The sequence below is a fragment of the Thalassoroseus pseudoceratinae genome (assembly GCF_011634775.1).
GTDB lineage: Bacteria > Planctomycetota > Planctomycetia > Planctomycetales > Planctomycetaceae > Thalassoroseus > Thalassoroseus pseudoceratinae.
On record NZ_JAALXT010000001.1, the window covers coordinates 96,510 to 119,392 of the forward strand.

Here is a 22,883-nt window from a genome sequence, read left to right on the forward strand (position 1 = left end):
AAACTATTTTGAATCGTGACCGATCGCGTAAAGGTATGAGTCGGTCCGCAACAACATGACATCATCGCCAATCGCGGGGCTGGCATTCAGGAGACCGGAGTCGGTTTCGATGACGTTTCGTGTATGCTCTTTGAAAGTCGGTTCGGCCTTCGCCACGACGACACCAGCATCCCGCGTGGTGATATAGAACCACTCGCCCGCACGCACGATCGAGGCATAAATTCGTGCCCGCGTCGGTAACCGTTCGCGATACACAATCTCACCGGTTTTCGCGTCTAGACAGTTCGCGATCGCTTTATCACTCGCCCAATAAATCCGCCCGTCGAAGTAAACCGGGCTGGTCACATTCGCTCCCGTGTTGACCCGCCAAAGCCGATGCGTCTCGGTAACATCACCGCGTCCACCCAACTTGACGGCGACCGCCCGGTTACTTCGTCCCCCCAGACAATACACGACACCGTCATGGGAAATAGGAACCGGCACGACATAGTCATCAATGGCTTCGCACGTCCAAAGTTTCTCGCCGGTCTTTGGATCGAACGCGAGAATCTGATCGGTCTGATTCAGCACAACTTCATAACCGCCTCCAGGAACGGCAGCAACACATGGCGTTGTCCACGATCGAATAATCGAGTCGGCTTTCCAAACAACCTCGCCAGTGGACTTACTCAATGCATAAAGCGTTTGGCTCTCAATGCTTGCATTGACGAACACAAGGTCCTCAAAGACCACCGGCGAAGACGCTGAACCAAACCCGGCGGTGCCGGTTCCGACCGAAGTCTGCCAAAGCTTGTTGCCGTCGTAATCGTAGGCGACCACGCCGGAAACGCCAAAGAATGCGTACACGGCCTGACCGTCAGCCGTCGGCGTTCCCGTTGCGAATCCGTGGTCAACCACGCGATTGGTCACACGTTGAGTCTCGAGGCTGCCAGGGGTGGACCGATCCCAGATCAGCTCACCGGACGACAATCGAAAGCACAAGACATGCAACTTGAGATCTTTCTTTCGACCCGGTTTCTCGACCGACTCACCATATCCCGAGTATGCTGTCAAGAAGACCCGATCTCCCTCAATGATGGGACTCGACGAACCGCGACCGGGAAGTGCCGTCTTCCAGCGAATATTCTGAGTCGCTGACCACTCGGTAGGAATCTTCGCATCCGCGGCCGTTGCGTTTCCATTCGGCCCTCGAAATTGAGGCCAGTCCGATGCAATCGCCTTGGACCAATTCAGCATGATCGCAAACAAAATCAAGCAGCATTGATGAAGGTGCATGGTAGAAAGTCCTGATTGGCGGGAACTGTGCGAATCCAGATTATTCCAGCGGCTGCCGCAAGAATCTACCATACGGTGAATTCTTAACCATTCCTTAGGATGAAAATGGTCTCGCTCCGATTTCTTGCTCGTCTCGTTAAAGCGGCTTGTCGCGGGAGTTGGTTCCAAGCGCCGCCCCATACCGAAGATTCGTTGCAAACCGTCTTCCAACACGTTCAAGCTGGTCACGCGGTGCTTGTCGATGTCCGCGAGTCATCGGAATGGGAGGAATCGACGGTGCCAGGAGCCGAACGAATCCCTCTGAGCCAAATTCTCGATGCCCCTTCGTCGCCGAACATCCACGACCTTTTGCCACAGGGGAAGATTGCCTACCTATTCTGCCGAGCGGGTGGACGATGTCGAATGGCGGCACACCAACTTCGTGGACACGGTCACGATTTGCGGCCGCTCAAAGAAGGAGCCGAAGCCATCATCGAATTCGTCAAACAGCGGGAACAAGAAGCGAGCCCGTGAGCTTCGCGTGGTCTTACGACAACTCGTATTTTTTCAACTTGCTGTAAAACGTGCTTCGCGGAATACCCAGCATGCGAGCAGCCTCGGCTTTGTTGCCGTCACATTGATTCAATGCTTGCTCAAGTGACTCCCGCTCTTGAGCACTCTTCGATTCCGGACGTCCCCGCCGACTACGCCTTGGTGGACGCTTCACGATCTTCCGCGACTCCTCGTCACTGGATTCGGACTCCGCAACGGCTTCCTGATGCTCTGGAATCTCCGTCGGGAGTGTTTCTAACCGCTCGCGTCGCGGGTTCGCTTTCGATATCGGTAGCGGAAGCTCTTTCAAGGTGATCCGACCATCTTCGGCGAGCACACTGGCCCGTTCGATGACGTTTTCCAGTTCCCGAATATTCCCTGGCCAATCATATCGTTCCAAGGCCGCCATCGCTTCCGATTGCAAATTGCGACGCGGGAGCTTCTGCCGATTGGCCACCTGCGTCAGAAAGTGCATAGCCAATTCCGGAATGTCTCCCCGGCGTTCTCGAAGCGGCGGGAGCGTCAAGCTGATCACGTTCAGCCGATAGAACAAATCTTCCCGAAACTTCCCTTGAGAAATTAGTCGTTCCAAGTTTTGGTGGGTCGCTGTAATCAGGCGGACATCGACATGCACCGTGCGATTTCCCCCCACTGGCTCGAAGCACCGTTCCTGCAAGACCCGCAGCAATTTGATTTGCGTTTCCAGAGAAATGTCGCCGATTTCATCAAGGAACAACGTGCCTCCGTTGGCCAACTCGAACCGCCCAGTTCGGTTGTCGCTCGCGCCGGTGAATGCCCCTTTGACGTGGCCAAAGAGTTCACTTTCCAACAATCCCGGTGAAAGTGCCGCACAGTGCACACGGACCAATGGGCCATCTTTTCGCGGACTATTGTCGTGCAGAAGCCGCGCGAGAATTTCCTTACCCGTGCCGCTTTCACCGCGAATCAACACTGACGATTCACTCGCAGCAACCTTCTGAGCGGTGTCAAGAACGGATCGAATACGCGGGCTACTTCCCTTGAACGAATCGCGGCGGAACGCTGGTGCCCCCGCAGACTCCTTCACTTCAATATCCGGTTGATGAACCCGCGCGAGTTCTCCTTCGAGCACATGAATTAACTGCTGTTGCTCTTTGAGTTTCAAGAATCTTGCGTTCAATTCATCATTGAGCCGCGTGATGTTCTGATCCACAATGCGAGCATTTTGCAATGCCAACGTGGCAATCTGCGCGACCGAATTGAGAAACGCCAGGTCTTCGGAACTGAACCCGGTCAACCGCTTGCCGCCCAGGAATATCAGTCCCTCCGTTTGTGCTCCCGCTCGCAAGCGATAGACGAGATCCATCTTCAATTCGTCGATGACCCGTTGCTCGGGTGGGAGGATTGTTCCAGAAGCGGGCACACGCTGGATCGCGCCCTCCTCTCGAACATGCTCCAAGAACGAAACTTGCGGCCGAATATTTGGGTCAGCGCTAGAGACACCTCGTGAAGCACTCAGATAGAACGGGCCATCCGGTTCTGTTTGCAAATACAACAGCCCACGTTCGACCCCCAAACCATCATGGCAAAACTGAAGAACCATCTCACTGACGGACTGCGTATCGCCAAGCCGTCCTTTGGCAGCGTTGATCTGACTGACGACGGTATCCAATCTCGAATTTTCACGAAAAAAGCGTTGGTCGATCAGATGTTGCACCAAGTCGCGCAGCCACAGCAGAAGCAGAACACAGACCGAGCAAACCATTGCGATAATGAGTGCTTGCTGCACGGAAATCGTGATTCGCAACCATTGCGGCAGCAGAATGCTCGCCCCAATCGTGAGACTAATCACCGCCGTCAACAGGTTGCTCGCTAGATAGTAGAGAACGTCGCGACTAACCGACTGCCGGACGAACATCAACTTGTGACGGACAATCGTGACCGAGTACGCGAACATGAACGCCAGACTCGCCAAGAACAAAGGCCACCTGGCCGCTCCGGTGGCAAAATCGCTTTCTCGCGTCAGCCCAATGACCAATGTCGCGAAGAGCAACAAGCCAGCCACTCCGCCTCCCAAACAAATCCAACGCAGTTGGCTCTTCTCAGACGCATCGCGAACGTTCCGGTAACTCAGAAACACGGTCGCCAAATTCAACACCAAGTAGGCCGCTGCTGCCGCCGAATAGATTCGCACCAACGACCGCAAAGCATGGAGTTGAAGCAGCAACTCACCGGTTTTCTCTGATCCCGCCTCGTGAAGCGAACCGATTCGAGCCAACTGATAGACAGCGAGGAAGATCATTCCAACGGGAATGGCATAGATCGCGGTCAGTGTCGAGACGGGAAAATGTTGAAAAAACCGCTTCGGGCGAGGAAATAGCAAGAAGAAGTGCAATCCGATGGGTGGAGTCATTGCCAAACAAATAACGAGCGGCAACAGCAGCCACCAATTCGCCGAGACAATCCACCAGTGTTGCCCGGCGACATACGCGCCGAGCGTGATCGTGCACATCAGAAAGAAGATTCGGACCGTACGATCAAACGGCCGCTGCCACAATGCCCATCCTGATAAGACACAGAACCCGACCTGCAACACAAACCATACGAGCGACAACGCCAGCTCTTGAAATGGCAGTGACTGAACTTTCAGCCAGGTCGTTTGCGTTTGCCAGCTCTCCGGTTCTGCCCCAAGTATGGACGACGCAAACTCGACTTCCACCCATCGTCCGCTATCCGTGACATCGATCAGCGTGGGGAGACCTAATCGATCCATCTCCTGGAGCAAGCCTGGTTCGAAACCTGCCGGCAGATGCCCTCCGACGGGGATTTTACTTGATCTCAGTCGATCGATGCTTTGGACGAAGTCAACCGAACTGTAGATCGGTTGATCGCCAATCCTCAACAATCGGGCACCAGAGGCCAATCGTGGCCCGCTAGAAACAATGTTTGAAGTGGTCCGAATCTCCACTCCCAAAGGTTCCCCGACCGCATCCTGGAGATCCCGATCAACCAGAACCGTTCGAACCCCCAAATCTGGACTCGTTGCGACGAATCCGATTGCCAAGACGGCATAGATAAAGGTCAACGCGCCGACAAGGAGGGTAATTCGACTGCGGAATCGAAACATGGACAAAGTTCACTGCGCCGAAGAATAGTTTCAATCGATCCCAGTGTAATTGCCCAGCGCCGAAACTACAATTCTCGGCGCCGACAAAACGCGCCAATAAAATATCGGCCGGATACGTGACGGCTCGATGCACGAAACGACAACAGACAAACCAAATGCCACAAACACTTTAAAAACAACAACTTACAGAATAAAACCAACTAATCCTGCATCTACACATTTCTTCGACAAGTAGAAAACAAAGATTTTGGCACACAACCTGCTCTCATACTTCTGGTGTCCAATATGGACAACTCAAAATTCTGCCCAGCTAAGCCTTCGAGAAAGACCAAAACACCTAACCTGTTGCAAACTCACCCCTGATTGCAGCTCGACCCACTCTGCAACCAGTTCCCCATTTCCCATTTGCAACAAACTTGGTGTTCTTTTCTCGGAGGCTTTTCTTCTATCCGTCACACGGGCAGCACTTCGCTGGCAAAGACCATCTCTCAGATTCTATTCATCACAATGAATCACTCGCCAACCGTCTTGCGTGGACGTTGTCGGTTGGGTCATATCAAGTCGCATCAGCTTTTCGATCAGTTCGTTTTCTCGGCCCTGCCATTCCTGATGCCATTCTGAGTTGAGCGTTTGGGCATTGTATTGTGATTCTTCGCTGCCTCCGTTCAGACGGCTTGCCAGTTGCTCCAGTCGGCCGATTGCATTCTCCAATCGAACTCGGTCATTATCTGATGCGCAGACCATTCGTCTCTCCCTCGCTATCATTTCGATCAGAACTCACTTTCCACTAGCTACTGATTTCGGCTGTCAAACTGAGTCAGTTGAGAAAAACTCGCAAGATACAGCGACTTCAGAAGACCTGGCAAAGAATTCGGGTTCTGATGAGGAGTTTTTCAGGTAATCTTGGTTAGGTCTGAAATTTCTATGGCGGACTTAAGAAAGCACCGTGGACCGCATCCTCACGATGCTTCCTTCTTTTGCGAAACGCATCAGGACACTCACAGAGTCGCGGTCGAGCATCTCTCATGGCTGCTCTCGCGTGAATACAGTGTTCGCTCGGCTCTCAAACTGGTCGGTGACCGATTCCAATTGACCGATCGACAGAGAACCGCTGTCATTCGTTCTAGTTGCAGCGATTGGTCTCTTCACCGCCGAGCGAGACACCAAGTGGAACTCAGAGATTTACCGGGGCAGGTGCTTGCGATTGATGGATTCAATCTCATCACCACATTAGAAGCCGCACTGGCCGGTGGAGTCGTGCTTATGGGGCGAGACCATGTGGCTCGCGATATGGCGAGCATGCATGGAAGTTACCGAAAGGTCGAGGAAACCCGTCCGGCGCTATTGTTGCTGGGAGAGTTTCTGTCCCAACACCAAATAACGGACTGTCACTGGTTGCTCGATCGGCCCGTCTCCAATAGCGGTCGATTGGCACGGTTAATTCGAGAGGTTGCCGCCGCGAACCGGTGGTGTTGGTCAGCCGAATTGGTCAACGATCCAGACGCATTGCTCAAAGTCGAGAAAGAAGTCGTCGTGAGTGCCGACAGTGCCATCCTCGATACTTCTGATCGTTGGGTCAATCTGGCACGGGCGGTCATCGAGCAATGCATTCCTGATGCCTGGATTTTCAACCTGGCGTCGGACGATCCACTGGAGCAGGGTGGATGATGGACACAAAAAAACCGCAACACCTCGATGGAGGTGTTGCGGTCGTGGTCCGGTTTGTGATTGCGACGGTGGGGTCGCTTTAAGAACGCCTGACTACCAACCGTCTCGAACAATGCCGGACGTATTGGGGGACGAAGCCAGGTCGATAAGTTGTTTCTGGCACCTCCGACGGAATCGTTGCAAGCCAGACCACGGTCATCGTCAATTTATGCCACTGAGTTTTGTCCGGTGTATTGCTCACCATATGAAACCGAACGAACTCAGCGGTAGACCATTCATCGGCATTCGTGGCGTGATGATACGCCAGAAAATCCAAAATCTCGAGAGCTTTGCCTAACCGGAATGTTCAACGTGAACATGCCAAACTCTGGCCGTCATTTTTGAGTCGTTCCGTCACACGATCGGAATTGTCGAAGGTCCGCCGTCGTTCCCATTATTGTCCCGGCTTCTTGGTACCGCTTTTCATCAAGATATAGCCGAACAGACCGATGCTGATCAGCAGCGAACCGTAACCCATTGGTGTCATGTTGTGCCATTGCTTGGCAAGAAAGTTGCCGTAATAGCGAACATAGTAGGAGAGTGTGTAAAGTATGCTATCAAGCATGAAAACACCGAAATCTTTGCCGGATGGGATGCAACGTTTTTTTGGCAAACACAAGCCAAGCCCGCATCTGGGTCCACCGCGAGAGGCTGGCCGCCCCGGTGTCCTATGAATCGCTTTAGTTGCTGAACATTGTCAGAGAGTTCAACTTGAGAGAAACCTAGCTCGCCGTTGCATCCTGAGCAAATTGAATCTTCATTTTTTCTGAAATTTTCTCAATGGTCGGTGACGACCAAATTATCTCGATGCACGAGTTCGGAGTAGGGCAGACATCCGAGAATCATCGTGAAATCTTCGGTGTGGCAACCTTGGATCTTTCTAGTATCGGCGGCATCGTAGTTCGACAGTCCGCGGGCGAATTCCTGACCGGACTCATCGACGATCGCAACCGCTTCACCGCGTGCATACTCTCCTTCCACCCGAGTGACCCCGATGGCTAGGAGCGATCGTCCCGACTCGACGATCGCTCGTCGTGCACCGGCATCCACGACGACTCGCCCCTTGGGAGCCACGGTATAGCCGATCCAGCGTTTCCAAGCCGGCACGTTCATGCCTTCAGCCATGAACAGGGTGCCGATATCGTCGCCAGCCAGAATTTGCTGAAGCACGTTGGGACGTGTGCCGTCCGCAATGACGACATTTTCCCCAACGGCGGTTGCCTTGTGAACGGCGTGAAGCTTCGATCGCATGCCTCCGGTGCCTCGCGTGCTACCGGTCGCGACCGTGCAATTGAGCAGTTGATTGTCCCAGCGATCAACTAGTGAGATTCGATGGCTATCCGGTTGTGACGGGTCCCCGTCAAACAGTCCGTCGACCACCGAAAGAATCACCAACAGTGGTTGAGCAAACAAATGAGTGACCATCGCTGCGAGGTGGTCGTTGTCTCCGAACTTGATCTCGTGCACGCTGATCGTATCGTTCTCGTTGATAATCGGGACAGCACCGTATTCGAACAGCGTGTGCAATGTGTTGCGAACATTCAAATAGCGAGAACGCTCTTTGAAGTCGCTAGTAGTCAGCAAGAGTTGAGCTGCGTGATAACCGTGCGGGCGCAGGCAGTCGTCGTACAGACGAATCAGGTGCGCTTGGCCGGTTGCGGCAGCGGCTTGCAGGTGTGGCAAATCTTTAGGGCGTTCGGTCAGTCCCAACAACCCCATCCCGGCACCGACGGAACCGCTTGTGACAATCACCACCTTCCGCCCGGTTTCTCGAACGAGATGGATTTGCTCCGCGATGTGCCGAATGCGTTCCACATTCAACGTGTCGTCGGCGTTAGACAGGACGTTCGTCCCAATTTTCACAATCAACGTCTGAGCGGTTTCCACCACTTCCCGACGAACGAGGCAGGGGAGTTCGGTAGTCGAATCGGATGTACTCATATAGTGAACAGGTCTTTCACCGCGTGTCCATGCACGTCAGTTAGACGAAATCGTCGTCCTTGGAATTTATAGGTGAGGCGTTCGTGATCGATTCCGAGCAAGTGAAGAATCGTAGCTTGCAGGTCGTGAACCGTAACAGGGTTCTCAACGACGTTGTAACCATAGTCGTCCGTGCGTCCATATGACAACCCCTCACGCACGCCACCTCCGGTCATCCAAACAGTATAGGCGTAGGGATGGTGATCGCGACCGTGCTTTTTGGGGTTATTGATATCCCCTTGACCGAAAGGAGTTCGTCCGAATTCGCCGGCCCAAACGACAAGCGTATCTTCGAGCAATCCGCGATTGGCCAAATCTTGAACCAAACCGGCCGAGGGTTGGTCGGTATCGCGACACTGGTGGATGAGTTGCGTCGGCAAATTCTGATGCTGATCCCAACCGGAGTGCATCAACTGCACAAACCGAACTCCACTCTCCGCGAGTTTCCGAGCCATCAAGCAATTGTATGCGTACGAACCACGTCGCTCGACGTCGGGACCGTACAAGTCCAGCGTGGCTTTGGTTTCGCGTGAGAGGTCTGTAAGTTCCGGGACACTCTGTTGCATGCGAAACGCCATCTCGTATTGACTGATTCGCGTCGCGATTTCCGGATCACCGACGGCGTCGAGACGGTGTTGATTCATCCGCTGCAACCCGTCGAGCAAGTTTCGTCGCACGGCGCGACTCATGCCTTTGGGATTCGACAGATAGAGTACGGGATCACCGCCGCCCCGAAATTTCACTCCCTGATAGCGTGTCGGCAGGAAACCACTTCCCCAATAGAAATCGTAAAAGAGTTGCCCACAACTTCCTTCCTGATCCCGCGACGTCATCACGCAGAATGTGGGAAGATCGTCGTTGTCCGAACCAAGCCCGTACGCTAACCACCCGCCCATGCTAGGACGGCCAGGTTGTTCAGCTCCGGTGAGAAGAAATGTCATCGCCGGAGCATGGTTGACGGCCTCGGCTTTCACGCTTTTTACGAGGCACAGACGATCCACAACATTCGCTGTGTGGGGCAGGAAATCGGAAATCCAGGTGCCTGTTTCACCGTGTTGCCGAAAGGGAGCGATCGCACCGAGACAAGGTTTCCCCCGACCGGCAGTCATTGTGGAAAGTTTTTGCCCTTGATGGACAGATTCGGGGATTTCCTTTCCCCGCTGTTTCGCCAGCAGGGGTTTGTGATCGAAAAGATCGACGTGTGACGGTGCACCAGACTGCAGTAGCATGATGACCCGCTTCGCACGCGGCTTGAAATGTGGCAAGCCCGGCAGCGCATTGCGATTCAATGACGAATCCGCCACCGCTGAGCGATCCGAAAGCAACGTCGCCAAAGCAGCCGTACCGAGTCCGTAGCCGCCCCACCCCAGGATCTCGCGACGGGTGATATTCCGAAAATGTTCCTGCAACGGATTCATCAATTCACACGCATAAATTTGAGTTCGGTGTGTATTCTACTCTTTCGTGATCGCTTCATCGAGATTGAAGATCACATTCATCACGCCGGTGTACGCCGAGAGTTCCATTGGTTCAAATTGCCCGCTAAGCGGGAACTCACCGATGGCGATCAATTCATTGGCAGCGACGGGATCGGACTGGTATTGGTTCCGAGTCGTGACGAGAATCTCCATCAATGTTTTCAACTCGGCGTCTGTCGGCCAACGGGAAGTGACGCGTCGAAACGCGATGCGGAGCCGATCGGAAGGCTGAGATTGTTCTGCCATGATTCGCTCTGCGAAAACCCGTGCAGCTTCGACAAACGCGGTCTCGTTGAGCAAGGTCAATGCGTGCAGCGGAGTGTTTGTTCGGCTTGGTCGCACACTACAAACTTGGCGGGCGGGTGTGTCGAACAACATCGTCGGACCAACGCTGCGTCGCCAAAATGTGTAGAGACTCCGACGGTACAGCTTCGGGCCGTGATCCTGCCGATACGTGATTTTCCCAAGTGTCATCTCTTGCCAAACTCCGGCCGGCTGATAGGGATAAACCGGCGGGCCCCCGATCTGTTCGACCAACAATCCGCTAACGGCGAGAGCTTGATCCCGGATGACTTGGGCAGTCCGGCGAAACCGCGGACCACGGGCAAGTAGGCGGTTGTACGGGTCGTGTTCGAGATGTAACGGTGAAACTTCTGACGACTGCTGATAGGTCGCTGACATCACAATTAGTCGATGCAAACGTTTCAAGCTCCAACCATTCTCCATGAATTGCCATGCGAGCCAATCCAGCAACTTCGGATGCGTTGGCCGTTCCCCCTGCGTGCCGAAGTCCTCGGTGGTGGTCACCAAGCCTTGGCCGAAGAACCGTTGCCATTCTCTGTTGACCGCAACCCGCGCCGTCAATGGATGGTCTTTCCGCACCAACCAGCGAGCCAACGTTAACCGATTCGCGGGTGAGTTCTCGGCAAGCGGTGGCAAAATTGCCGGGGTGCTGGGCGACAATTCCACGCTGGTATCAGGTTTGTCCCATTGGCCACGGATAAGGCGATACGTTTTCCGCGGTTCCTTTCGGTCCCGCATCACCATGGTTTCCAAATAGGATTTCCGATGCCGATCCAAAGCAGCCCGGCGTTGGTTCAATTTCTGTTGGGCTTTTTGAACCGCCGGGTTCGTCTTCTGAAAATGCTCGCGTAACGCCCCTCGTTGATCGCGAGTTCGTTTCGCTTCGGGAACTTGCAGAGACTTCATCACAGCTTCCGGAAGACCAGCAATCGCGGGCCATTTCTGCCCGACTGGAACCCCCGCCTGTTGCTCGACGGAACGAGCCCAGGCTGCAACGTTTTCCTCGGAAGTCGCGACGCGGACGGCTTGTTCATCGAGCGTGATTTGCTTTAGCAATTCGCGTTCACGTCGGATTTGGCTGGAATTCGGCAAGTCGATCACAGGATTCGCGTTTCCGCCGCGATCGACATTGCCACGTTCGTCGATGCTATTGAAATGGGCGTAAAACTGATAAAACTCGTTTTGCGTGAGCGGATCGTATTTGTGATCGTGACAGCGTGCACACCCCAACGTCAGGCCCAACCATACGGTGGCAGTGGTCTCGACACGATCGACAACATATTCCACCCGGGACTCTTCCGCGATCCGTCCGCCTTCCCCGTTGAGCATGTGATTACGGTTGAAGCCCGTCGCGACTTGCTGATCCCTTGTCGCGTTGGGAAGGAGATCGCCAGCGAGCATCTCGATCGTAAATTGGTCATATGGCATATTCGCATTGATCGCCGACACCAACCAATCACGCCAAGGCCAGGAAGTCCGTGTCTTCTCCTGTTGGTAGCCGTTGGAGTCGGAATACCGAGCCGCATCGAGCCACGCCGTCGCCATCCGCTCGCCGTACCGTGGCGAAGCTAACAACCGATCCACGACTTTCTCGTAGGCATTCGGCGAATCATCTGCCAGGAATGCGTCGACTTCGCTCGTTGTCGGTGGCAGACCGGTCAAATCCAGCGTCAAACGGCGGATCAACGTTTCTCGGGAAGCCGTTGGACTCGGTGAAAGAGGCGAAGTCGCCAACTTGCTTTGGATGAAGCGATCAATCGGGTTTTCGATACGAACTTCTTCGGAAACCATTGGGATCGACGGCTCCTGGACCGACTGAAAAGCCCAATGACCAGACCATTCTGCCCCCTCGGCAATCCATGTCCGGATCAGTTGCCTCTCGCGATCACTCAACTGTCGAACCGCTTCGGGCGGTGGCATCTGTTCGTAGTCGTGCTTCGAAGTGATTCTTCGGAGCAGCTCACTCTTGTCAGGAGCCCCCCGAACAACGATTCGCGGATCCCGCTCAGCGAACACATCGGCTGAAAGATCCAACCGCAGATCGGCCTCACGTTGCTCAGCATCGGGACCGTGACAGGTGAAACAAGCATCGGAGAGAATCGGGCGGATATCCCGGTCAAACTCGACCCGATCCGCTGCCGAAACGGCGGACGTCGAAAATTGCGTAATCGATTCGACAACGAAGATCGTCCAAAACGCAATACTTCGTAGCCGCACTTTCATTTTGGTTTCCCACATCGGTTGGCGTCGCGGAAAGTCATCGAAATGAATTTTCAAAATTATATCCATCGCCACTGGCAATTTCGAAGGACTGGTGAAAAATGTACGGATACGAACGACGAGTTTCGACCACATGTATTCCTTCATCCCAATACGACAAGTACACCTTTCAAATTAGCCGGTTGACCAATGTATCCGGTCAGAATATGGTAGGTATGATCCGCCTATGAAAGCCGGAGATGCCACCCTGCGCATTGGGAAACTGTAAATACGTACCGATGACCCTCGATTGGCTCACATCGTGTCGATACCGAATTGTCGCATCTTCATCTCTTGGCATCATCGAACATGAGCCTACTTGAACACTCACCTTCGGACAAACGGAGTAACCCAACAACTCCTCACCGAATTGTTGGAATCGGCGCGTCCGCCGGCGGTCTTCAATCACTGGGACGCTTTCTGAATTATGCATCAGCCAATACCGGGCTGTCCTACGTGATCATGCAGCACTTGTCGCCCAACCACAAGAGCTACATGGACGAGTTGCTCGCGAGGAATACGTCGCTACCAATTCGCACACCCCAGAATGGCGACCCGTTGGAAGTCGACACGATTTACCTCGCGTCGCCGGGCACCAAGTTAACTGTCGAGCAAGGTCGTTTTCGTGTCGAACCGATTCATCGTCGGAACGAACCGCCCCATGCGATCGACCATCTCTTTGAATCGCTGGCGAAAGCTTACGGGCCGCAGGCGGTTGGTGTCGTACTCTCGGGAACTGGATCCGATGGTGCTCGAGGCGTTCGCGCCATCCGTGCGGCTGGAGGGCAGGTTTTCGCCGAGTCCGTTGAATCCGCTCAGTTTTCTGGTATGCCCGAGGCTGCCGTCGACACAGGTTGCATTGAGAGCGTTCACAGTGCCGAAGACCTCATCGAAGCGATCGTGGGGCAAGAAGTGTCAAACGCAAGCATGCGTAACTCCTCCATAATGAAACCGGGACACGGTCCGGTTGTGCAACGTGAGGGGGTCGAGCGAATCTTCGAGCTACTGCAGCAAGACCACAACATCGACTTTAATAATTACAAGCCTGGCACGGTGTTGCGGAGGATCGAAAGACGCATCTCGATGAGGAACTTCGCCACCCTCGATGAGTATGTCGCGAATTTGGAGAATGACGCGGAAGAACGAAATGCGCTCTATCGGGACTTGTTGATTGGCGTCACCCAGTTTTTTCGTGACCGAAACGCGTTTGAACAACTCGCCCAGTATGTCTTGCCACGAATCTTCGAAAATGCGGCTTCCAACGAGCCGATTCGTGTTTGGGTGGCGGGTTGCGCGTCGGGTGAAGAAGCGTACTCCGTCGCAATTTTGTTGTCGGAACTCACTGAGGCTCACCGTCGACGCGGCGGATTTGTTGTGCTTGCAACGGATGCTCATGAAGATAGCGTCGCCCGGGCCAGTCGCGGCCTGTACTCCGAGGCGGCCCTTGATGGTGTCTCCGAAGAACGGCGAAAACGGTATTTTACGAAAACTGTCGAAGGCTATCGCGTCTCAGAAGAACTTCGGCAGAACGTCGTATTCACTCGTCACGATTTGCTCAAGAACGCCCCGTTCACAAAACTTGATCTCATCACTTGTCGCAATTTGCTGATCTATCTCGACACGAACGCACAACGTCGTGTTTTATCGTTCTTCCATTTTGGCCTGAAACACAAAGGCTATCTTTGGCTCGGTCCCAGTGAAACACTTGCGGACCTCGAGCAAGAATTCAGCACCGTCAACGGTCGTTGGCGAATGTTCCAAAAACGTCGAAACGTCCAAATCCCCGTGGACTTTCGATTCACACGGGAACTCCGCCAGCCGACCCAAATCGTCGCGCACGCAGACAACTCTCGGCAACGTGAACGCACGCAGTCGGCGTTGTTCAACCAGTTGCTCACGGACCATATGCCACCGAGCCTGCTCATCGACGAATCTCTCAAGGTGCTGCATTTGTTCGGCGATGTCGAATCATACATGCGGATCCGGAAAGGCAATTTTTCATCGAATGTGGACGACTTGATTTGCGACCAACTCCGAATTCCGGTCGCCGCTGCCGTGCAACGTGCGATCCGCGAAGAGTCAACGGTGCAATACCAGGACATTCCCTACGACAACGAGACCTTTCTGACGTTAAGAGTCGTCCCGCTCGAACAAAACCATAATGACCAAAAATGTTACCTTATCAAGTTTGAAGCAACAGCGGATACGCGGCCGGACGCCGAACGGAGCGTAAACTACAACCTCGATAATATTTCTGACGAACGCATCGAAACACTCCAACACAATCTTCGCGAGAGTCAAGAAAATCTCCAAGCCAGTAATGAGGAACTTGAAGCCAGCAATGAGGAATTGCAGGCTTCGAACGAAGAACTCCACGCTTCGAATGAGGAGTTGCAAAGCACTAACGAAGAACTGCAGTCGGTCAACGAAGAGCTCCACACAGTCAATGCGGAATATCAGAATCGCATTGATGAATTGACCGTGCTGACGAACGACATGGACCATTTGCTCGAGAGCACCGGAGTCGCAATGCTATTGCTCGATTCCGATCTGCGGATTCGCAAATGGACCCCGCTGATCGGCAAGATGCTCGGAACCGAACCCGATGGTATGCATATTTCCATCGAGCAGTTTTCGAGAGATATCGCAGTTCCCCGACTCGTTGAAGATGCGAAAACTGTTTTCAACGGCGGCGAAGTCGGCGAGTACGAATTTGCGAACGAGAATAATCAAACTATTCTGCTGCGAACGCTCCCGTATCAAATGGACGGCCGGATTGATGGCGTCATCATTACTCTATATGACGTGTCGGTACTCTCCCAAATTCAGCACGAACTGCGAGATGCACTTGCTCGACGAGATCAATTTATTGCGATGGTCTCGCATGAACTGCGAAACCCTCTTGGAGCACTTGTCAATGCATTGGAATTGGCAGAACGCGCGTTTGATCCCTCGGAGCCAAGTAACCGGCCGCTCAAAATCATTTCGCGTCAAGTTCAGCAGATGAGCCGTCTTTTGGACGACCTACTTGATGTCTCCCGGATTACTAGTCAGAAACTTGTTCTTGATTCACAGATATTTGATTTAGCCGAGAAAACTAGGGATTGGGCCGAGGCGGCGACCCATCTGTTGAAAGACGTGGAATTCCGCACTGAGATTCCTGAGAGCCCCCAAATTGTCAATGGCGATCCGATGCGGCTCCAGCAAGTGGTCATGAATCTGCTGACCAACGCGAACCGGTTCACCCCGAAAGGAGGGCAAGTCAAACTCCGACTGACGTCTGAAGACGATCATGCTGTCATCCAAGTTCAAGACAATGGAATCGGAATTGAACCGCAAGACCGTAATCGAATCTTCGATTTGTTCGTCCAAGCAGGACGGGTCAAAGAGAGTGCGGGTGGGGGACTGGGAATTGGTCTTTTACTTGTCAAATCCGTTGTGAATTTGCATGGCGGAACGGTCAATGTACATAGTGAAGGATTGGGGCACGGGAGCACGTTTGAAGTCCGCATCCCGCTATGCCAAGAAACACATGTGACGGAGACGCCGACAGACGACGACGAATGGGACAAAGTGGTTCCCTGTCGAATCGCATTGGTGGACGATCTTCCCGACAATCGAGAAATGCTCGCCGATCTCCTTCGCCTGGACGGTCATGAAGTGTTTATTGCCGGCGATGGTGAAGAGGGACTTAGTCTGATTGCAGAGAAAAAACCAGACTTGGCGATCATCGATATCGGTCTGCCAGTCATCTCTGGCTATGAGGTTGCACGTCGGTTGCGATCCAACATGGAGTTTGAGTCTCTATTTCTGATCGCTCTGACCGGATATGGGCAACCCGATGACCAGCAACGAGCCTTTGAGGCCGGGTTCGATCAGCACATTCTGAAGCCACTGAACATCAACAAACTCCGGCAAACTCTTGTCATGACACAGACCCGACGATACCGAGATTCTTCGAGCGGACAAAACGACTAAGAACATCAAGTCCACAACTCTTAGTCCAAAGCCTCGGCTAAACAACTTTTAACGTTTATAAAGTAGTCCGGTGCTCTGATCCGCCTTATAATTGCTGCCGATCTGCATCCCTTCAATCAAGACCAGGATTCGAATCCTCCGGACGCTAGCCATTGAGAAATCGGGCGATTGGTTTGAGTTTCACGAAGTGGTCACACGTGATTTTGAGGATTCCTAATAGCGGCACGGAGATCAGTGCCCCTCCGATTCCCCAGACCCATCCCCAGATAACAATCCCTAGAAACACGATCGCTGGATTCAACTCCATACGTCTTCCTAGCAGCATGGGTGTGATGACATTGCCTTCAAGGGAGTTGATAGAGATATAGATTATCGGTGCTAGTACCGCCATGCCGGTCGAATTCAGTGTGACGACTGCGATCAGGAACGTGATGCCGGCTCCGGCAAAGCAACCGACGAAGGGCACAAAGTTCAAGGTCCCTGCCATGATACCGATCAGCACAGTGTCAGGAAGTCCAAGGAGTGCCATCGCGATCCCGATAACAATGCCGAGGACGAGATTGATGGTAGTCACGGTGATCAGATAACTGGAGATGCCTTGCTCGACATCACGGACCAATTCGACAACGCCTCGCTTGTCATGCACATTCGGCATCAACTCAACGATTGTATTCAATGTCCGGTGACTCATCGCCAGCATCATAAATAGCATCACAATTGTGATCGCTGCTCCAGCCACAATGTTAGCCGTGGTGTTGACAATCGCGTTTGAGACGCCAGGTTGTTCAAGCACCACCTTTTCGACATCCTCTTTCTCCGATGCAATCGCAGCGGCCTTATCAGTCGCCTCATTCATTTGGCTGATCGGCTTGATCAAAAAGCTGAGACGTTCACGGGCTTTTTGGAGTGTCTCTGGAGCTTGTTCGACCCAATCTGAGGCGGGTCCAAACAGTGCAGCGGCGACCAAGCCGATACAAAGAGAAGCGGATAAAACAACGATTGTGGCAGAGACAATTTCCGGTAGATGGAGACGAGTTAGAAAACGAACGATTGGCGAAAATAGAAAGAACAGCACGAACGCAAGCGTAACAGGGAACAGCACCGCTTTGGCAAAATAAAGAGTATGCAGAATCGCCAGACCGGTCAGAATCACTAAGCTTAGCTGACCCGGTTTCCACTCCCAGCCTTTCTCCGGGTGAGGCTCGGCCCCACCGATCAGAGTCTTGTCCTGCTCGCCTGTTTGAGACTCGTCCTTAGACGATTCAACATCATGGTCCTTAATCGTCGGTGTTGTGGAATTCATCTGGGAGGTGACTCATACGAGAATTAGATCGGAGACCGGACGAGACCAACTCGAGTGAAGGTCTATTTCTTTGTGTGACACCGAGTACAGTTATATGCACAGTCGACACTAGGGGCTCGATTAGCAATCGTTGAGTTTACTGATCGACTCTGCATACGACATTAGGACTGGCGTCCCCAAATCAAAGAGAGACACCAGTCCCATGGTTGCCGACTACCTTCACAGCGGGTCGGCGTTACTGAGCAGTTGTTGCTGGAACGCTTTCAGGCCGTTAACGTCATTTAGATTCGCTTACCACGGTTTTAGCTTCCAGCCAACAATGAAACCAACGCCAAAGCACCACAGTGCAGCCGTTCCCGGGTTTTGTCTTGCGTAAGTTTTCACGTAGGCAAGAACGTCATCGGTGGGGTTAAGTGACTCGCCTGGTCTTGGCAGGTCCGAGGATTGCGTTCGCTCTGTTGCAGTGGCATGACTTACCATGGAAAATTCCTTTTTGTCGGTGGATAGAGATATCAAATCAATAAATTGTAGCGATCTTGAAAGATTGGCTACTCACCAGCCTCGCAGTGATTAACTGCGATCCGCCAGAGTGCGTTTGAACCAATTGACATTTTGCTTGAATTCTTCACGCGAGCGATTGAAGTACTGCCATACTTGAGTCAGGCTTCGCCATGCGCCGTAGAAGACGATCGCTGCGACAATCAAGCCCGCCGTAGCAACAATTAGCGAGGCGCCAGCAAGTGACAGTTCAGTCACCGCAGCCAGCCACCAAGAAATCCCGAATACTGCCAACGGAAAACAGCCGATAATAAACCCGAGACCGACAACAGACAGCACAAGAGGCCAGACAAGTTGCCGCGTCGCGTCACGGCTATCAACCCGAAGCAATTCTGCTTGGAGTTCTGCCAGCGTGATAAAGTCGACGCCAAATCGGCTAACTTGATTCATTACGTTTGACGGTGACGCGTCTGGACGGCGGGTTTTCCCTACCGTTTCACCCAATAGCCGGCCAGCAGCCCCGTAATTAAAGCGATTCCCAGAGCGGCTCTCGGATTCTGTATAATTTTCTGACGGGTGCATTGCTCTAACCACTCTAACGTGTTACCTGACTGTGAACTCTTATAGTCTTTCTGCGGAGCACTAGCTGCTGCCTTGCGAGACGGTTCAACCAACTCCAACCAACGATGTCGCATGTTCTATTATTCCTTTGCCGAATGATGTCGTGTGGACTACGAACCCTCTCTTGGAGAGTGAGGATTCACGTGAGCCCCCGCCTTGGCCGATTGATCGCCCGACTTAGAGGTGTCCATGGCAGCTGCCAATTGATGACCGACCTGGGCCATCGCTGTCTTTAGTACAAGGCCACCCACGAAGCTGAAGGCTGTCCCAAGCAAGCCGGTCCTCGCTTGTTTCTCTGGCTTGCGATCCACAACGAGGTGGTTCTTGCGGGCCAGCTTTTCAAGCGTTTCCGGGTCCGGCCGTTCGATAACGAGCTTCCGAGGAACCACCAAATAGCCAATGACTGCCGCAGCACCCAGACTAGCCCATGGATAATTCTTGATATAGTAGTGCCAATCAGCGAGCGTGTGAGCGCTCTCACGAATGTCATCGACTTCATCATCCAACTCATGGCGAACATACGCCATAGATTGGCGAATCTGTGACGCGCGATCGAGTTCACTCACTGCTACGGCCTCCATCGAGGAATATCATAGACCAAGTCGCTACGAAGTAGTGACACCGAGGTCGAGTTATTGACTATCGCCACGAATCCGGAATGGCATCGGCAAGGGCGTCCGACACTCGGCGATTGATTTTGTCGAGGTAAGATCGATCGGTCCGCGATTTCATACCACCACCGATCGCCCCACCGACCAACAATCCGGCTCCAAGTCCAACTCCAAGCCCCACCATTAACGAGGTCATGGGGTGTTGGCGACAAAGTTCGGTTAGTTGCTCGATTGAGGATTGCTGCTGAGAAGTCGCAGGGGCTTCCGTTTGGCTAGTCCGATCAGCAGCTGGTGCTTCAGTCCCGTTATGCATTGCTATTCACTCCATGTAGGCGAACTTGTGTACTGAGAGTTGCGTCCGCGATTCGACTAACGCCGGACGATCAATCCGAGCATGACGCCAGCGATCAGGCCGGTTCCGAATGCAACTGCGACAGATTCAGCAGGATGCTGTTTGACGTACTCGCCGGCTTGGTTGTAGCCCTCCTGAACCCCACCTGCCATCTGCATGTACTGTTGCCGTGCTTGCTCCGCGACCTGAGCGGCGTACTCGTTGGCCTCTTTGCTGTAGGCTCCAAGCTTCTCAGCCACCGAACTGGCATTTTGTGCAGACGAGTCGAGCAATTCGTTAAGTTCGTGCTCGATCGTCTGCTTCGCTTGGCCGGTCTTTTGTTGCAGCACGCCGACCAACTGATCCACGTTTCCGTTGATCTGATCAAGGTCATTCGAGGAGAGTTGACTCCAACGCTCTTCGACCTTCCCACGAAGTTGATTCCAATTGCCTTTGAGCTCTTCGCTGGTAATCATCAGTTTTTTTCTCCCTGAGGAATAGATGTTGATGGCGAATGCCTAAAACGATATCGCAAACGATGTGCCAAACGTTTTTACCTAGGGAAATCGATCGTCTTTCACGGAATACGGTACGGATTCGGTCACTAGCGGACCATTTTGGTCACTACGAAACCACAGCAGAGAACTTCGAAAGCTCGAACCGGTTCTGACAAGTCAAAACGCCGCCATACGTAAACTTGGCAACCACACGCGCCATGAATTTGCTGAAGGCAGCAAGCCGCTACGGCTTCCTGTCTCGCCGGGCTTCGACCGTCACGCTCGCGAATACTCGCTTAACTCGTCTGATTCCATGAATCGCTGCCGTTCCGCCGGTGGCAGCGTGTCCTCGGCATCGCGTGGGCCAGGTGTCAAGAGAATCGAATTGATGATCCGTTGAACATCGGTCCGAGGCTCCGGCACGTCCGCGTGATGGAGAACACCTTGCATCGTCCGACCATTCAACTTTCCCCGAGCACAGCTATTGTTGACCAACAGAATCTGGAAGTGGCCTGGGTCGAACGCTGTCAATTCGGTCGTGAATGGTTCGAGCATTTTCGTACCATGAGCATACATCGGATTGAACTTTTCCAGAAATTCGGCCGGATAGAGTCCTTGAGTCCCGGCACAGACACTGAAGTCGCTCATGAAGATTCGACTGCGAACCTGTGTGGGTTCGTAGCCAAGGACGAGCACGGACTCCAATTCCGACCCGTCGACATGAGGTTTCGTCGTCGTTTGCTGATCGAAACGCGTCATCGAGCGCGTCACAAGTCGCCTTCCTTGCGAAGCTTGGAACAAGCTGTCGAATCGGGCACAGACTTCCGACATCCCTAATCGCATGGCTCGCGAACCAAATTCCGCCCCCAAATCAATGAGTGCAAAGCCCGGTTTCATGAAATCCGTGCGGCAGACCAAAGGGAACGTTTCCTCGGCGAGTCGAACAAACTCGGATTGGTGGCCGAAAATCCGGTACTCGTTGGTTTTCCAAGGGAACATCGGGACGATCTTTCTTTCCAACTGTTGGGAAGTCTCCAACCGTGGCACGGTCTTACCGAGTCGATTATAGTGCACACGGACAATGCGACTATCCACTGACAATCAACAACGGACGACTTTCGATGCCTAGCTGCGTGCTTGCCTATTCGGGCGGATTGGACACTTCGGTTATTTTGGGATGGCTTCAGGATGAAGGGTACGATGTTCACTGCGTGTATGTCGACCTTGGCCAACCGTGCGAGGATCGCGAAGCCATCTTGAAGAAAGCTCACGATAACGGTGCGAAGTCGGCGCGAATCGAAGACGTCCGTGAAGAACTTTGTCGGGATTTCGCGTTTCCCGTCCTGCAATGGCAGGCTAAGTATGAGAACATTTATCTACTCGGAACCTCAATCGCGCGTCCGCTCATCTCGAAGATTTGCTTGCAAGTGGCCCGCGAAGTTGGAGCCGACGCATACGCTCACGGGGCGACGGGCAAGGGTAATGATCAATGTCGTTTCCAACTTGCTGCTGAAGCACTCGATCCGGGTGTGGAAATTATTGCTCCCTGGCGGATCGATGCCTTCCGAAACAAATTCCCCGGCCGAACAGAAATGATCGCTTACTGCGAGGAAAAAGGCATTCCCGTCAAAGCCTCTGTCGAGAAACCATACAGCTCCGATGAGAATGTCCTCCACATTTCTTACGAAGCGGGAAAACTCGAGGAACTGACGACCGATGGTTTTGCCACTGTCGATTTCGGTATGGGCGTTTCACCACAAGACGCACCAGACAAAGCCGAGCAAGTCACCATTGGTTTTGAATCCGGCGTGCCAGTCTCGATCAATGGCGAGAAGAAGTCGGCACTCGAAATGGTCGAGGAACTTAACACGATCGGTGGTCGCAACGGGGTCGGGCGGATTGACATCGTCGAAAACCGCTTCGTTGGGATGAAAAGCCGCGGCGTTTATGAAGCCCCTGGCATGACCGTCCTCTACGCCGCTCACCAACAACTCGAACAGTTAACACTCGATCGCGACCTCACACATTTCCGAGACCGACTCAGCCCTGAAGTCGCGGAAATGGTGTATTACGGCTTCTGGTATGTTCCGAAAATGGACGCATTGATGGCCTTCATCCAGGAGACACAAAAGCCAGTGACCGGCGAAGTGACGCTCAACCTGTATAAAGGGAACATCCTCGTCGCTAGTCGGACAAGTCCGAACAGTCTGTACGACGATGAAATCGCGAGTATGGAAGCCGGTGGTAGCTACAACCAGAATGATGCCGAAGGCTTCCTACGCATCATGGGATTGCCATCGCGAGTCCAAGGTCGCGTTCGTCCTCGTAAGTATTAATCATCAATAGCGTTAGATATTGCTATTGATTAGAAACGATCAAGAATATGGCAACGGTAGAATCGTAGT

The 22,883-nt window shown here is 53.2% G+C and carries 18 protein-coding genes and 1 pseudogene; 5 read left to right on the forward strand and 14 right to left on the reverse strand.

Going from position 1 to position 22,883, the window contains the following annotated elements; genetic code table 11:
• Positions 1-3: 3 nt before the first annotated feature.
• Positions 4-1,275: an outer membrane protein assembly factor BamB family protein gene (locus G6R38_RS00285; protein WP_166819699.1), complete on the reverse strand. Its 1,272-nt coding sequence runs from the start codon at positions 1,273-1,275 to the stop codon at positions 4-6.
• Between the two features lie 105 nt (positions 1,276-1,380).
• Here G6R38_RS00285 and G6R38_RS00290 point away from each other — a divergent pair, with 105 nt between their 5' ends.
• Positions 1,381-1,788, forward strand: a complete 408-nt coding sequence (locus tag G6R38_RS00290; protein ID WP_166819700.1) for a rhodanese-like domain-containing protein — start codon at positions 1,381-1,383, stop codon at positions 1,786-1,788.
• A gap of 13 nt (positions 1,789-1,801) precedes the next feature.
• Here the strand turns inward: G6R38_RS00290 and G6R38_RS00295 are convergent, their stop codons facing one another.
• Both G6R38_RS00295 and G6R38_RS00300 read right to left on the reverse strand, forming a co-directional pair.
• Positions 1,802-4,912 (reverse strand): sigma-54-dependent Fis family transcriptional regulator, encoded by a 3,111-nt coding sequence (locus G6R38_RS00295; protein WP_166819701.1) that lies wholly within the window; start codon positions 4,910-4,912, stop codon positions 1,802-1,804.
• Between the two features lie 495 nt (positions 4,913-5,407).
• Positions 5,408-5,656: a hypothetical protein gene (locus G6R38_RS00300; protein ID WP_166819702.1), complete on the reverse strand. Its 249-nt coding sequence runs from the start codon at positions 5,654-5,656 to the stop codon at positions 5,408-5,410.
• 180 nt (positions 5,657-5,836) lie between these two features.
• Between G6R38_RS00300 and G6R38_RS28320 the strand changes: the two are divergent.
• A pseudogene (locus G6R38_RS28320) lies at positions 5,837-6,055 on the forward strand (DUF434 domain-containing protein); the annotation flags it as partial.
• A 24-nt stretch (positions 6,056-6,079) separates the two neighbouring features.
• Positions 6,080-6,580, forward strand: a complete 501-nt coding sequence (locus G6R38_RS00305; protein ID WP_240928008.1) for a DUF434 domain-containing protein — start codon at positions 6,080-6,082, stop codon at positions 6,578-6,580.
• Positions 6,581-7,013: 433 nt separating this feature from the next.
• On the opposite strand, the gene G6R38_RS00310 is transcribed toward G6R38_RS00305, so the two are convergent.
• From G6R38_RS00310 to G6R38_RS00325, 4 genes are all read right to left on the reverse strand, one after another.
• Positions 7,014-7,184 carry a hypothetical protein gene (locus G6R38_RS00310; protein ID WP_166819704.1) on the reverse strand — a complete coding sequence of 57 codons (171 nt, stop codon included), beginning with the start codon at positions 7,182-7,184 and terminating at the stop codon, positions 7,014-7,016.
• 212 nt (positions 7,185-7,396) lie between these two features.
• Positions 7,397-8,560 (reverse strand): glutamate 5-kinase, encoded by a 1,164-nt coding sequence (proB, locus tag G6R38_RS00315; protein WP_166819705.1) that lies wholly within the window; start codon positions 8,558-8,560, stop codon positions 7,397-7,399.
• Complete coding sequence (locus G6R38_RS00320) at positions 8,557-10,017, reverse strand: DUF1501 domain-containing protein (protein WP_166819706.1); 1,461 nt, start codon at positions 10,015-10,017, stop codon at positions 8,557-8,559. The genes proB and G6R38_RS00320 overlap by 4 nt, the downstream gene beginning before the upstream one ends.
• Before the next feature lie 36 nt (positions 10,018-10,053).
• Positions 10,054-12,657, reverse strand: coding sequence for a PSD1 and planctomycete cytochrome C domain-containing protein (locus G6R38_RS00325; RefSeq protein WP_206028410.1), 2,604 nt, complete (start codon positions 12,655-12,657; stop codon positions 10,054-10,056).
• Between the two features lie 291 nt (positions 12,658-12,948).
• Here G6R38_RS00325 and G6R38_RS00330 point away from each other — a divergent pair, with 291 nt between their 5' ends.
• Positions 12,949-16,617, forward strand: coding sequence for a CheR family methyltransferase (locus tag G6R38_RS00330; RefSeq protein ID WP_166819707.1), 3,669 nt, complete (start codon positions 12,949-12,951; stop codon positions 16,615-16,617).
• 145 nt (positions 16,618-16,762) lie between these two features.
• Here the strand turns inward: G6R38_RS00330 and G6R38_RS00335 are convergent, their stop codons facing one another.
• The 7 genes from G6R38_RS00335 to G6R38_RS00365 form a co-directional block, all read right to left on the reverse strand.
• Positions 16,763-17,920: an AI-2E family transporter gene (locus G6R38_RS00335; RefSeq protein ID WP_166819708.1), complete on the reverse strand. Its 1,158-nt coding sequence runs from the start codon at positions 17,918-17,920 to the stop codon at positions 16,763-16,765.
• Positions 17,921-18,490: 570 nt separating this feature from the next.
• Entirely contained in the window at positions 18,491-18,868 is a 378-nt protein-coding gene (locus G6R38_RS00340; RefSeq protein WP_166819709.1) for a phage holin family protein, read from the reverse strand.
• 38 nt (positions 18,869-18,906) lie between these two features.
• Positions 18,907-19,113, reverse strand: a complete 207-nt coding sequence (locus G6R38_RS00345) for a PDDEXK-like family protein (RefSeq protein ID WP_166819710.1) — start codon at positions 19,111-19,113, stop codon at positions 18,907-18,909.
• Positions 19,114-19,149: 36 nt separating this feature from the next.
• Positions 19,150-19,605: a hypothetical protein gene (locus tag G6R38_RS00350; protein ID WP_166819711.1), complete on the reverse strand. Its 456-nt coding sequence runs from the start codon at positions 19,603-19,605 to the stop codon at positions 19,150-19,152.
• Between the two features lie 73 nt (positions 19,606-19,678).
• Positions 19,679-19,963: a hypothetical protein gene (locus G6R38_RS00355; protein WP_166819712.1), complete on the reverse strand. Its 285-nt coding sequence runs from the start codon at positions 19,961-19,963 to the stop codon at positions 19,679-19,681.
• 56 nt (positions 19,964-20,019) lie between these two features.
• Positions 20,020-20,457, reverse strand: a complete 438-nt coding sequence (locus tag G6R38_RS00360; protein ID WP_166819713.1) for a CsbD family protein — start codon at positions 20,455-20,457, stop codon at positions 20,020-20,022.
• A 297-nt stretch (positions 20,458-20,754) separates the two neighbouring features.
• Positions 20,755-21,477: a hypothetical protein gene (locus G6R38_RS00365; protein ID WP_166819714.1), complete on the reverse strand. Its 723-nt coding sequence runs from the start codon at positions 21,475-21,477 to the stop codon at positions 20,755-20,757.
• Between the two features lie 122 nt (positions 21,478-21,599).
• On the opposite strand from G6R38_RS00365, the gene G6R38_RS00370 reads away from it, so the two are divergent.
• A complete protein-coding gene (locus G6R38_RS00370; RefSeq protein ID WP_166819715.1) occupies positions 21,600-22,814 on the forward strand; it encodes an argininosuccinate synthase in 1,215 nt (404 codons plus the stop codon).
• The last annotated feature ends 69 nt before the right edge of the window (positions 22,815-22,883 follow it).